This window comes from Pseudomonas putida, from assembly GCF_001976065.1.
GTDB lineage: Bacteria > Pseudomonadota > Gammaproteobacteria > Pseudomonadales > Pseudomonadaceae > Aquipseudomonas > Aquipseudomonas serbica.
Genome location: NZ_MNAH01000001.1, coordinates 1,159,614 through 1,172,574 on the forward strand (window position 1 = coordinate 1,159,614; position 12,961 = coordinate 1,172,574).

A 12,961-nucleotide genomic window follows, 5' to 3' on the forward strand; every position below is an offset into this window, starting at 1 on the left:
GGACATGAAAAAAATAATTGCGCTAGGGCTGATGTTGGCGGCATTACAAGGGTGCAGTCTGCGCGAGCCGATGTCGGCCGAACAGGACTCACAAACCCCGACCCTGACCCCAAGGGCCTCGACTTACTACGACTTGATCAACATGCCACGACCCAAGGGTCGCTTGATGGCGGTGGTCTATGGCTTCCGCGACCAGACCGGGCAATACAAGCCGACCCCGGCCAGCTCGTTCTCCACCAGCGTCACCCAGGGCGCGGCGAGCATGCTGATGGACGCCTTGCAGGCCAGCGGCTGGTTCGTGGTGCTCGAGCGCGAAGGGCTGCAGAACCTGTTGACTGAACGCAAGATCATCCGCGCCTCGCAAAAGAAACCCAATACTCCGGTGAACATCCAGGCTGAACTGCCACCGCTGCAAGCGGCGAACATGATGCTCGAAGGCGGGATCATCGCCTATGACACCAACGTGCGCAGTGGCGGCGAAGGCGCACGCTACCTGGGCATCGACATTGCCCGTGAGTATCGCGTAGACCAGGTCACGGTGAACCTTCGGGCGGTGGACGTGCGCAGCGGCCAGGTGCTGTCCAACGTCATGACCAGCAAGACCATCTATTCCGTGGCCCGCAGTGCCGGGGTGTTCAAGTTCATCGAGTTCAAGAAGCTGCTCGAGGCCGAGGTGGGCTACACCACCAACGAACCGGCGCAGTTGTGCGTGTTGTCGGCGATCGAGGCGGCGGTGGGGCATATGCTGGCGCAGGGGATCGAGCGGCATTTGTGGCAGGTCGCGGGGGACAATTCCCAGCCTGCGCAGAATGAGACGCTGGATCGCTACCTGACGCAGAACCGGATTGTGCCGGAGGGTGAGGGCGAGGACGAGTAAACCGGCGCGCCCCTGTTGGAGCAGGCTTGCCAGCGATGAGGGACTGACAGCCGCCCCTGTGGGAGCGGGCTTGCTCGCGAAGGCGGCCTTACTGCCGACCTATTATTTGTTGACCGCGTACATATCCATTGCTGCGGTAACGGCCACTTATGGTTCCGCTCTTACAGCGGGTCACTTGGAAAAGCCCCAAGTAACCAAGGGCTCTTGCCCCTGACGTTCGGTGCCTCGCTAATGCTCGGCATACCCTCGCTCCGGTCCTGCTCCGTGGGCCCGCCGCGATGGGCCATCCATGGCCCAGCGCGGCTAAACCGGCATCCATGCCGGTTTACCCACTGCGCAGAACCTCCACTCGGCCTCTCGATGGGGCAAGAAAAATCAAAAGCCAAAGCAAGGCGTCCTACGAGCCGACCTGATCCCAAGCGAACGCATTCCCTTGTAGGAGCTGGCTTGCCAGCGAAGGCGGCCTGACAGTCGACCAATCTCTCCCGCCTGTACTCGATCCAGGCAACATCCGTAGGAAAAATACGAGGCTACATTGCCTTGCGCCGTTGCCTACACCTACGCCAGAATCCGCCGGCTTGTGCGCCTTGTACCTGGTCTTTATCGTTTCCGTGTCGCTGCCAATTCAGCGACCGGGTTTAGCGATCCGCACCATTCAAAGGCGCTACAGCGCCCCAGACTTAAGTGCAGCCTTTGTTGTCTGCAATTTGTGTCATGGCGGCTGTGCGTGGGAGACCTCCGGGTCTACCCGGGTTTCCTTTGCCCCGGATCGCTAACCTGCGTACAGCTGCCACCTTTACTTGTTTAGCGATAGGTCATGGTGGTCCAACAATCAAAGGAGATTGTCCATGCCCAAGCCCAGCCCCAATCCCCCCGAATCAGAATCCGAAAATCCTCCTTCCAACCTCCATCTAAAACCCGCCCTCCTGAAAACCACCACACCCCACAACCCCAGCTCAATGTTCCTCATCGCCCCAGACATCAGCACCGAAGACCTGCTGGCCCACGCCTGCGAATCCCTGGCATCCGCCAGCATCATGGCCAGCGATTTCGCGACATTCGTGGACGGACCACAACGCAGCATGTTGCTGGGCATCCAGCAGGTGATCATGCTCGCCGACCTGGCGGTAAACCGCGCGCTGGATAATCTCGATCCGCAGGGCTGAGCACAGGCTCACTCCCACATGGATCTACGGCAGCTCCAGGGGAAATGCGTATGGCTCACGATCAGGTCGGCGCGTAGGCCGCCTTGCTTTGGCTTTTGATATGGCTTTTGATCTTGATTTTCTTGCCCCATCGAGAGGTCGAGTGGAGGTTCTGCGCAGTGGGTAAACCGGCATGGATGCCGGTTTAGCCGCGCTGGGCCAAGGATGGCCCATCGCGGCGGGCCCACGGAGCAGGACCGGAGCAAGGGTATGCCGAGCCACAGCGAGGCACCGAACGCCAGGGGCAAGAGCCCTTGGTTACTTGGGGCCGGGCGGCGTTCCGTTCTTCCAAGTGACTCGCTGTAAGAGCGAAACCCTAAGTGGCCGTTACCGCAGGAATGGATATGTATGCAGTCAACAAAATATAGGTCGGCTGTCAGGCCGCCTTCGCTGGCAAGCCAGCTCCTACAAGGTTGTGTCGTCCAAAAAATGAAGGTGTGATCGCCTGTTTACAGGCATGAAAAAACCGCAACCCTCCCTCAAGAGCCGCGGTTCTTTCACCCCGCGCGCTTACTTCTGCATCACAGTCGCACTGTTAGCCGTACCAAACTGCTGCACGTTCGCCGTTTGTGCCATGCCACTCTGGTTCACGCTGGTGATGTTGCCAGTCCCCCCCTGGGTCACATACGCCACGTTCATGGTGTCCGCCTGCTTGATGGTGATCATGTTGTCTTCGCCATACAGCTGCGTGGTGAACGCCTGGTTGCCGGTGCCTTCCTGGTCGACGTTGGTGGTGTTGTTGGTGCCGGTGCTGCTGCCCTGGGTCAGGTTGTTGGTGCCGCGCTGGTCGGCGATGAGGATGTTGTCGGTGCCGTTCTGGTCGAAGTACAGCTCGTTGTAGGAATCGGCCTGGGTGACCGTGGTTTTGTTGCCGACGCCTGACTGGTTGGTGGTCATGACGTGGCCGGTGTTTTTCTGGGTGAAGTTGGCGACGTTGCCGTTGCCGTTCTGGTTGACGGTGGCGCGCTGGTTACTGCCGAACTGGCCGCCCATTTGCGTGACCGGCCCTTTCCAGTTGCTGGCGTAGACCTTGTTGTCGTTGCCCACGGAAGTGGCGTTGAGCACCTGGCCGGTGCCGGTCTGGTAGGTGAAGTGGATGTTGCCGATGCCCTGTTGATTGAGGGTCACGGTCGAGCCCAGGGACTCGAACTGGTCGGCATAGATCGCGTTGAGGTCACCTACCTGGATCACCTGGGCCACGTTGTTGTCGCCGAAGCTCTGGTCGACGATGGTCTCGTTGGTCTGGCCGTTCTGGTCGATGGTGGTTTTGCTGGCGACTTGGGTGTCCTGCCAGACTTCGCTGCCGTTGCCGTCGCCGATCTGGTTGATGGTCAGGTTGCCGCCGTCGCCGTAGCGCTGGTCACCGTAGGCATAGTTGGTGCCGCCGGACTGGGTGATGTCGATCTGGCCGTTCATGTGGCCGATCTGTTCGGCGGTGCTGTAGTTGGCGGTGCCGTACTGGATGATCACCGCGTTGTTGGCCGTGCCCAGCTGGATCTGTTCGATGTTGGCTTCGTTGCTGTCGCCATACTGGTAGGTTTTGCCGGAAGAGTTTTCCTGGCTGTCCTGGTAGATGAACGAGAAGTTGCCGGTGCCTTCCTGTTGTTGCAGGATCTGGCCGCCGCCGACCCCGATCGACTGGCTGGCATGGCTGGTGTTGGTGTCACCGATCTGTTTCTGGGTGATGGTGCTGTTGTTCTCGAACAGTTGCTCGGCGTAGCCGGCGTTGTAGTTGCCGCTCTGGTTCTGCTCGATGGTGCTGGTGGCATTGTCCTGCACGGCGGCCGCATCGTTGCCCGCACCCGACTGGTTCTGGGTGGCGGTGCTGAACGGTGCCGAAATCTGCTTCACGTCGGCGATGTTGGTGTCACCGAACTGGTTTTGGGTCGACACGCTGTCGTCGGCCAATGCTTGAGCACTGACGATGACCAGGATGGCGGCGGTGAGGGGCGTCAATTTGAACATGATGAAACCTCCAGGTGGTGCAGTGCTTTAGCGATACTGGGTGACCGATACGCTCATTCCATTTCCTGCCTGGGTCACAGCGCTTTGCTGACCCGTGCCGGCCTGGACAATGCTGGCGTCGTTGTTGTTGCCGTTTTGAGATATCTGCGCGCGGTTGTGGCTGCCGGTTTGGGTGATGGAAGCGGCGTTGCCGGAACCTTGCTGGTTGATCAATGCCATCAGGTCGCTGCCTTGCTGCAGGATGTAGGCTTCCTGATTGCTGCCCGACTGCACGATCTGGCCGAGCAGCGACTGGCCGTTCTGTTGCAACAGCGCGACGTTGGCCTGGCCGTTCTGGTCGATCAGGGCTTGCTGGCCCACCGGGGGTGGCAGCTCGCCGAGGTCGCCACCCGGACCCAGGTCGTCGTTCTCCATCAAGTCGTCGGCGCGCACGCCTGCACTGCTGCAGAGCAGAAGCAGGCAGAGCAGGGCGGCGGTCGGCGTTTTCATGGCGTTGTCCTTTGGTGAGAGGCTTGCCCCATCAGCCAGCCTGGCCGATGGGGCGAGGGCTCAGTTCGAGATCACCTGCACCGTGCGCACAGTGCCTTGGGAGGAGGTGATGGTGGCTGTCGGGTTCGCCGACGGAATCACCGTGGTCGAGTTGCTGACGGTCAGCCTCCAGCGTCCGGTCAGTGGCACCGTGGTGCTACCCAGGGTCACCAACCCGGTCGGCGTGGTCACCTGGACGGTGATGGTGTTGCCGGTGGTCACCGATGAAGTCCCCGAGATGTCCCAGTTGAAGCGGTTGTTGGAACGGGCCGTCACCGTCGCCGCCGTGACCGTGAAGGTTTCCGCGGCTGGCCGTGGCGAGACTTGCACCGTCACCGTGGCCGGTGTGGTCGCCTGGGCGCCGAAGCTGTCCCGGGGAACGTAGGTGAAGGTCGTGGTGAACGCCGTGGTGACCGTGGCCGGAGGGGTGTAGGTCAGGACGGTGCCGTTGCTGGTCACCGAGCCGCGAGTGGCCGGTGGTTGGGTGAAGCTGGCGATAGCGAGCGGCACGTTGCCTTCCGGATCGGTGTCGTTGGCCAGCACGTTGATCGGGATCGACACACCCAGGGTCGCAATGGCGTCGTTGACGGCTACCGGAGGCTGGTTAGGCGCCACGGTAATGGTCACGGTCGTCGCAGCGTTCGCAGCCAGTCCTTTGGCGTCTTGCGCCTTGTAGGTGAAGGTCGTGGTCAGCGGTGCATTGACTACGGCGGGCGGGGTGTAGACGACGGCCGTGGTTCCGTTCAAAGCCACGGTGCCCTGCTCGGCGGCCGGTTGAGTCAATGCCGTGATGGTTAGCGGGGTGTCGCCGTCCGGGTCGTCGTCGTTGGTCAGCAGGTTGAGGGTGATCGGTACGCCGAAGGTGGTGCTACCGCTGTCGGCAACGCCAACCGGTGCCTGGTTCTCACCGGTATCCGGTGCCGTACCGACTACCACCACGGCCTCGGTGTCGCTGCCGCCAGCGGCAGATTTGATGGTGACGGTGGCGGGTGGCTGCATCAGATCGGCCACGGTCAGGCGTTGCAGGGTGCCGGATTTCGTCAGGCGTCCGAAGCCCTGGGCGACCATGTCCGGCACCACCACTTCGTCAGACGAGGTGGCCTCGATCAGCAGGCTATGGTTGCTCCAGCTGTACCGCGCGGTCTGGACTTTCACCACGTCGGAGACTTTGCTCGACGCCGCCGTTGGCCGGGTGGTGCCACTCGGGTTGGTCGCGGTGACGACTACCACTGGAGGAACGGTGGTGCCCGTCAGGCGATGGCCGAAGAACTGGCCATTGTTGTCGCCGAGCATGTTGGTCAGGCAAGGCGTCTGTGGGGGGCCAGGAACCAGGGCCACGGTTTCGCGGAAGCACAGGCTCGAACCGTTGGCTGATTTGCCAAAGACTTCTACCCGGGTGCTGCTGGTGCCCGGACCTGAAGAGGTGCGACGGTAAGTGGCACGGCCGATTTCTACCGGGGTTTGCGCACGGTTGTCGAGGACCTTGCCGGATACGGTGAAGAGACTGGTCTCGATGGTCCCGGCCGGGCCCTGGATGCGCAGGAAGTTGGTGTTGTTGGGGCTGCCGGTGACGGCCTCGGTGAGGTTCGGGTCGCCGACGAAGGTTTCAACGGCGCCGGTGTCCGGGTTCACTTCGGTGTACGGGCCGTTGACGCTGCGCAGGAATGGCCCGACTTCCCCGTTGAGGGCACCGGAGAAGTTGCCCGGTGCGCCGATGCCAATGTCGCGGGTGATGTTGATCGCCCGCCGGCCCGGTGCGGTGACGTTGACCGTTTCCACGCCGTACGGGTGGGTGATGATGTAGGTCCCGGCGACCGGCACGTTCACCCGCAGACGAATCCGCGCGAAGCTTGCCTGGTCGCCGTCGACAGGATTTTCCGCGGCGAATGCCGCTTCGATCCCGGCCACATAGGCATCCACGCCGTAGCCGCCGACATCGGCGATGCTGGTCTCGGCGAGGAACCAGAATGTCTCTGGTGGCCAGTTATCCGGGAACACCATCGGCAGGGTATCGTCGAAAACCCCGGGTTCGGGATTGAGGATGCACATGTAGGCTGGCGCGCCAGGAGCGCCGGGTGCACGGGTGCTGGTTGCCCTCGACTGGCACAGTTCCAGCGACAGCAGGTTGCTGTCTTGATACCACATGGGGAATTTCCCCGTGGCAAAGGTGTAGGGGCCGGGGTCGACGGCACTGAGTTGCGCGAATGCGCTGCCGGACAGCGAGAGCGTCAGCCCTAGCGCGTTGAGCGCGAAGCGTGGCCACTTGTTCATGATGCCTCCTGATGCGGATCTGGGCATGAGAGCGTTCATTGCACGATGACCACTTCTTCGGTGTCGCCGCCGCCATTGGATGACGCCACGTGAACCTTGGCCGGTGGAATCGGCGAGATGCCGGTCGACAGGGATTTCACCGCGCCTTCGCCGCTGAGGGCGCCGATGGCGACACCGGTGCCGGTGGTGACGGTGAGGACCGGTGGCGATGTTTCATCGCTGGTCGAAGCCACGACAGTGATCTGGCCGTTGCTCAGGCTGTACTCTGCCCGTGAGATCACCACCAGATCGGTCAGCGGCATGGACACGGAGGTTGGTGTGCTGGTGGGAATGGCCAGGTGGTTGTCAGCGGTCAGCGTCAGGCTGCTCGGCAGCGTCGGGTTGGTGGAGGATTGCGCGTACCAGTGGCCGGTCGTGTCGGCTTCGGTCAGGTTCAGCACCGGGCTGTTGCTGTCCAGGGTCACAGTGGCCGGTGGCGGTGGGGCCATGACGAACACATCCTGCTGGGCCACCGGTGCGCTTTCACCGGCTATGCGTGAGTAGGTGCTGCGCTCGGCAATGATCGGAGTGGGGCGGACCACCGTCGACAACTTGCCGGAAATGGCCATCACGGTCGTACGCAAGTCCAGCCCATTAGGCCCTTCGATGCGGATGTAGTTGGTGTTGTACGGGCTGCCGGTGAAGGCCTCCGACAGGTTTGGATCGCCCACGAATTGCTCGGCTTGACCAGTGACCGGGTTGGTCTCGGTATAGGGGCCGTTGACGCTGCGCAGGAACGGACCGATGTCGCTCTTGAGCGCGCCGTCATAGTTTTTTGGCGTGCCGATGCCGATGTCCCGGGTCATGTTGATCGCGCGGCTGCCACCGGCGGGAACGTCGAAGATGTCGACGCCGTAGGGGTGGGTGATGGTGTAGACGCCGGCGGTGGGCACGTCGACCCGGATGCGGATACGGCCAAAACTGACCTGGTCGCCTTCTTTCGGTTCTTCGGCGGCGAAGGCGGCTTCCACGGCGCTGACATAGGTCAGGTCGATGCCCCGGGCGGCATCGACGATGGAGCCGTCGCCGGTAAACCAGAACGCTTCATCGGGAAAATTGGTAGGGAAAACGATGGGCTGTGTATCGTCGAAAACACCGGGAACGGCGCCTAAAAGGCACATGTAGGACGGCGTGCCAGGAGCGCCGGGAACCCTGGAACTGACAGCTTTTGTCAAGCACAGGTCAAGGGTTCGGCCATGGCTGTCCTGATACCAGGAAGCGAAGCCACCCGTGGCTGGCTGGTAGGGACCAGGATCTACAGCAAACAGCGCAGCCTGGGCAGCGCCTTGGGCCAGAGCACTCACGATCAGGGCGATCGCGGTTTTGGACAGTAAAGGGTGCATGAGTATTCCCTCTATCAGAGTACCTGCCCCTTGGAAATGGGTCAGTTGGGAGGTCTTCGGCAACTCCCATGCCAACCGTAGAAAATGTCGGTGCGAGCCCCGGTACATAGAGGTTTGTGACGCGCTCGCGCAGGGAATCGCAAATGACCGGGCGGGCCTCTTTCCCCAGCTTTGGGGGTAGATGGGGGCGGCGGGGGGACTGGGGAATCGGGGGAGGAGTAGGACCCAGCGTCGGGCAATCTGCTGGCAGTGCGCTATAAACCTATAGGGGTTTTGCGGGAACACTGTCCATGACCATGTTTGCAAAGACACTGATATTCAACCAGGGCGAAGTTCGCTTGAACTCGCGCAAAGAGCCGTTCAATCTGCTGCGCTGGTTTTCGCTGATCAGCATGGCGGTAATCGGCACTGTGGCAGTGGCGCTGGGCTCGGTATCGACCAAATTCGTGATTACCGAAAGCGTGCAACGCGATGCCCTGCTGACCTCGCAATTCATCCAGGCGATTGCCTCCGCGGAGGTGCGCCATGTGTTGATTCCCAATGTGCGGACCATGGGCGAGCTGCTCGACCCGCGCAAGGACCGTGACTTTCCCGACGTCGACCCGCTGGCTCGCGCCAATGCCCGGGGTGAATTCCTCGACCACATCGAACATTTGCCGGATGTGATCCTGGCCAACGTCTATGCCCCCGACCGCATGATCATCTGGTCGACCAACCCGGCCCTGATGGGCACCACGATTCACGCCGACGAAGACCTGGACCAGGCCTTCGTCTCGAAGATGCCCGTGTCGGCCAGCTATCACGATGTCGACAAGGCCCGCATGGAACAGAAGTTCGTCACACCGCCGGAATTCATCTTCATCGAAAACTACATTCCGCTGTTCGATGCCGAAGGCAAGAACGTCACGGCGATGGTCGAGATCTACAAGGAACCCAAGGACCTGATCAGCCGGATGGAACGCGGCCTGGTGCTGATATGGATGGCCACGGCCCTGGGGGGCGGCCTGATCTACCTGGGGCTGTACTGGATCGTGCGGCGGGCCGCGATCCTGCTGGCGACGCAACAGAAGCAACTGATCACCAACGAAACCTTCGTGGCCCTGGGCGAAATGTCTTCGGCCGTGGCCCACAGCCTGCGCAATCCCCTGGCGACCATTCGCTCGAGTGCCGAACTGGCGCTGGAATTCGACACTGGCCCGGCGCACAAGAACATCAACGACATCATCGGCCAGGTCGATCGCATGTCGAAGTGGGTGCGCGAGTTGCTGCAATCCCTGCGCCCGCTCAATGACGACGTCGAAGCGGTCAACCTGGTGGCGGTGCTGCACGACAGCCTCACGGCTTTCGAACAGCAGATCGTCAAGGCCCGGGTCAATGTACTGTTCGAACCCATAGGCACGCCAATGGTGCTCAGTCAGCAGGTGCAGCTGACGCAGATCCTCAACAGTTTGCTGGCCAATGCCCTGGAGGCCATGGACGAAGGCGGTACCCTGACCCTCACCATGGCGCCCATCGATGCGCACAATGTTCGCGTGGTGGTCAGTGACACCGGCAAAGGCATGACCGAGGAGCAGCGACGCATGGCGTTCCGCCCGTTTTTCACCACCAAGCAGGGCGGGCTCGGCGTCGGACTGGTGCTGGTCAAGCGCATCATGGAGCGTTTTGGCGGAGCGGTGGCCCTTGAAAGCCTCGAGGGCGAGGGCACCCGCGTCAGCCTGACGTTCAAGCGCGTTCCCTGACAATGGGTGTGAACTTTCCCCGGTAGCGGGTGCCATTCCCCAGTCGATTTTCCCGATCGTGGCACATTGATGTTGATAAGCCATTGATTTGTGTAGTGTTAATACATTTGTATAAAACAGTTACAGGTTTGGCCGACTCCTTGCAAAAACCCCATCACCCCCTTCCCATATTCGAGACGGCTGGTGATGGACGCAAAAGCGCGGTACCCCTTCAGATGGTTTGGTCTGTTGACGCCCTTGAGCGTTGCCTTGACGATTTCACTCAGCACAGGGACCTTGCGCGCCAGCCCGATAGACGACGAGCGACAGCCGAAGCCGACTGATCCTTCCGCCTATTACGATGAACCTGAAGACAAGGCAGGGGCGCTGAATGCCATCCTGACCATGCCCGAGGCCAACGAGGATTCCTTCGACCTGCCCGACGGGGTCAAGGGCACACGCGATACCGAACGGGTGGAAAACGTTCTGCCGCCTGCGGTGCAAACCAGTTTCAACTACCCCACCAATGGCAAGCCGAGCCCGCTGTATGGCGCCCAGCCGTTCACCCAGCAACTGCTGCTGTTCGAAGAATTCGGCCCGGAGAAACTCGACCCCACCACACCGGCGGCGCCGTTGCCGTTTCCCCCGGCGGCCATTGGCCCGTTACCGGCGCAAGACCCCAACAGCGCGGCCCGCAGTGCACCGCCGGGACCCGCACTCGATGCCTTCCTGCGCCAGCCCGGGCTGACCCCGTTCCCCAGCCAGTACGCCAACGTGGTGGATCGCAACCCGTGGCAGGCGCAGATCGAGTACTTCCTCAACCGCCATATTGGCTCGTCCGCCGAAGGCCGTCCGCCAGGAAAGGGCTGGTCCCACCAACGCTGGAACGAGTTCTATCCGCAAAATGCCTACAAGACCGTGCAGACCGGCGCGCGGATCAACGGTGGCTTGCGTGACGTCCGGCAGATGCACGGCTATGCCATGGGCGAGTTCGGCCCCGGTGGCCTGTATCACAACGTCGCCGGCGTAGCGGCAACGGACGGCACGGCCAAAGGCGTCGATGCACGTTTTCACCCCAACATGCCGGTGCAGAACCACAACTCGGTGTGGACCTTCGATGGCACCCTGCCGCCCAAGCTGCTGATGGTCCGCTACGGCCAACCGCTGCTGATGCGCCATTACAACGGCTTGCCGATCGATCCGTCGGCGAACATGGGCTTTGGCCTGCACACCATCAGCACCCACGAACACAACGGCCACGCGCCGGCGGAAAGCGACGGATATGCCAACGCGTTTTTCTTCCCCGGGCAGTACTACGACTATCGCTGGCCGATCCAGCTGGCCGGCTACGACAGCCTCAACACCGATGCCCATGATCCACGCGCGGCGTTCCCTTGCTCGCCAGGCGAAACCCTGTGGACCAATGACCTGAGCCCGAGCCGCAAGACCTGCGAGAACGGCACGATCAAGATTCGCGGCGACTGGCGCGAAACCATGAGCACCCACTGGTTCCACGACCACATGCTCGATTTCACCGCGCAGAACGTCTACAAGGGCAACGCGGCGATGATGAACTACTACAGCGCCCTGGACCGCGGCAACGAGTCGGTGAACGACGGCGTCAACCTGCGTTTTCCCAGCGGCAGTGCCTTGCCCTGGGGTAACCGCGACTATGACGTGAACCTGGTGTTCGCCGACAAGGCCTGGGATCAGAACGGCCAGCTGTGGTTCAACCCGTTCAACACCGACGGCTTCCTCGGTGACCAGATGCTGGTCAACTGGCAGTGGAAACCGAGCCTGGATGTGCGCGCTCGCAGCTACCGTTTCCGCATGCTCAACGGCTCGGTATCGCGCTACTTCAAACTGGCGCTGGTGCGGGAAATCAAGGGCACCAGCGGCGAGTTCCAGGGGCCCAAGGGTTCGGGTGTGTCCTATGCCCGCGTGCCGTTCCACATGATTGCCAACGACGGCAACATCATGGAACACAGCGTGCCGTTCGACGGCACCATGGACCTCGACGCCGACGGCGACAAACAGAACCACAACGCCATCCTGCCGACCCAGGGCATTGCCGAGCGTTTCGACATCATCGTCAACTTCGCCAAGAACGGCATCAAGCCGGGGGACAAGATTTTCTTCGTCAACCTGCTGGTGCATGACGACGGCAAGGGGCCGAAAGAGCCCGTCCCCCTGGCTGACGTGCTGTCTGAGAAATACCTGGCGGTGATCAAGCAAACCAGCAAGGGACCGATGTGGGACAAGGGCGATCCGGCAGTGGGCAAGGTGTTGCAACTCAACGTCAAACCCTACACCGGTCAGGACCTGGCCATGAACCCGGCGGCCTACGAGCCGGCCAAGCCGGGCAAGGCTGAAGGCCTGGTGTTGATCCCGCTGAAGATCCATCGCGACAACGCCGCCGACAAGGCGCTGCTGGCCAAGGCCCGCCATCGCACCTTCACCTTCGGCCGTTCCGACGGCACCGATGAAGCGCCCTGGACAGTCAAGACCGACGGCGGCTTCGGCTTCCACATGGACCCTCGGCGACTGAACGCGTCGACCCAGTTGGCCAGCGGACCCACCGATGCCGGGGTCGCCGGCTACGGCACCCTGGAGGTGTGGAATATCAAGGCCGGCGGCACGGGCTGGAGCCACCCGGTGCACGTGCACTTCGAGGAGGGGATCATCCTCAGCCGCGGCGGCAAGGCGCCACCGGAATGGGAAAAATGGGCCCGCAAGGACGTGTACCGCATCGGTTCGGAAAAGGATGGCCTGGACAGTGTCGAGATGGCGATCAACTTCCGCGAGTTCGCCGGGACCTACATGGAGCACTGTCACAACACCCAGCATGAGGACAATTCCATGCTGCTGCGTTGGGACATAGAAAAGCCCGGGCAATTCCAGTTGATGCCCACGCCTTTGCCAAGCTGGGACGGTGTGCGCTACGTCAACTCCGCCGCGCTGCCCACCTTCCGCACGGGCGATGGCCTGGGTCCGAAAGTGACGGTCAAACAATGA

8 protein-coding genes are annotated in these 12,961 nt (G+C 61.7%); 4 read left to right on the forward strand and 4 right to left on the reverse strand.

Annotated elements, in window-relative coordinates:
- The first annotated feature begins 4 nt into the window (after positions 1-4).
- Both BKX96_RS05350 and BKX96_RS05355 read left to right on the forward strand, forming a co-directional pair.
- Entirely contained in the window at positions 5-877 is an 873-nt protein-coding gene (locus BKX96_RS05350; RefSeq protein WP_046815444.1) for a CsgG/HfaB family protein, read from the forward strand.
- 848 nt (positions 878-1,725) lie between these two features.
- Entirely contained in the window at positions 1,726-2,043 is a 318-nt protein-coding gene (locus BKX96_RS05355) for a DUF6124 family protein (protein ID WP_077182961.1), read from the forward strand.
- Positions 2,044-2,592: 549 nt separating this feature from the next.
- Here the strand turns inward: BKX96_RS05355 and BKX96_RS05360 are convergent.
- Genes BKX96_RS05360 through BKX96_RS05375 form a run of 4 tightly spaced genes read right to left on the reverse strand, consistent with a single transcriptional unit; the run spans position 2,593 to position 8,228 of the window.
- On the reverse strand, positions 2,593-4,047 hold the full coding sequence (locus BKX96_RS05360) for a curlin (RefSeq protein ID WP_077182962.1): 1,455 nt from the start codon (positions 4,045-4,047) through the stop codon (positions 2,593-2,595).
- Positions 4,048-4,074: 27 nt separating this feature from the next.
- On the reverse strand, positions 4,075-4,536 hold the full coding sequence (locus tag BKX96_RS05365) for a curlin (protein ID WP_046816255.1): 462 nt from the start codon (positions 4,534-4,536) through the stop codon (positions 4,075-4,077).
- Between the two features lie 60 nt (positions 4,537-4,596).
- Positions 4,597-6,846, reverse strand: a complete 2,250-nt coding sequence (locus tag BKX96_RS05370) for an Ig-like domain-containing protein (protein ID WP_046816256.1) — start codon at positions 6,844-6,846, stop codon at positions 4,597-4,599.
- Between the two features lie 35 nt (positions 6,847-6,881).
- The gene (locus BKX96_RS05375; protein WP_046816257.1) at positions 6,882-8,228 is read right to left on the reverse strand and encodes a hypothetical protein; all 1,347 of its coding nucleotides are present in this window, start codon (positions 8,226-8,228) and stop codon (positions 6,882-6,884) included.
- 290 nt (positions 8,229-8,518) lie between these two features.
- Between BKX96_RS05375 and BKX96_RS05380 the strand changes: the two genes are divergently transcribed.
- Both BKX96_RS05380 and BKX96_RS05385 read left to right on the forward strand, forming a co-directional pair.
- Positions 8,519-9,967: a sensor histidine kinase gene (locus tag BKX96_RS05380; RefSeq protein ID WP_077182963.1), complete on the forward strand. Its 1,449-nt coding sequence runs from the start codon at positions 8,519-8,521 to the stop codon at positions 9,965-9,967.
- 186 nt (positions 9,968-10,153) lie between these two features.
- Positions 10,154-12,961 (forward strand): multicopper oxidase domain-containing protein, encoded by a 2,808-nt coding sequence (locus tag BKX96_RS05385; protein WP_077182964.1) that lies wholly within the window; start codon positions 10,154-10,156, stop codon positions 12,959-12,961.

Excerpts from the sequence above, each read along its gene's own strand:
- BKX96_RS05350 (WP_046815444.1), top strand. The coding sequence starts at position 5 with ATGAAAAAAATAATTGCGCTAGGGCTGATGTTGGCGGCATTACAAGGG.
- BKX96_RS05355 (WP_077182961.1), top strand. The coding sequence starts at position 1,726 with ATGCCCAAGCCCAGCCCCAATCCCCCCGAATCAGAATCCGAAAATCCT.
- BKX96_RS05360 (WP_077182962.1), bottom strand. The coding sequence starts at position 4,047 with ATGTTCAAATTGACGCCCCTCACCGCCGCCATCCTGGTCATCGTCAGT.
- BKX96_RS05365 (WP_046816255.1), bottom strand. The coding sequence starts at position 4,536 with ATGAAAACGCCGACCGCCGCCCTGCTCTGCCTGCTTCTGCTCTGCAGC.
- BKX96_RS05370 (WP_046816256.1), bottom strand. The coding sequence starts at position 6,846 with ATGAACAAGTGGCCACGCTTCGCGCTCAACGCGCTAGGGCTGACGCTC.
- BKX96_RS05375 (WP_046816257.1), bottom strand. The coding sequence starts at position 8,228 with ATGCACCCTTTACTGTCCAAAACCGCGATCGCCCTGATCGTGAGTGCT.
- BKX96_RS05380 (WP_077182963.1), top strand. The coding sequence starts at position 8,519 with ATGACCATGTTTGCAAAGACACTGATATTCAACCAGGGCGAAGTTCGC.
- BKX96_RS05385 (WP_077182964.1), top strand. The coding sequence starts at position 10,154 with ATGGACGCAAAAGCGCGGTACCCCTTCAGATGGTTTGGTCTGTTGACG.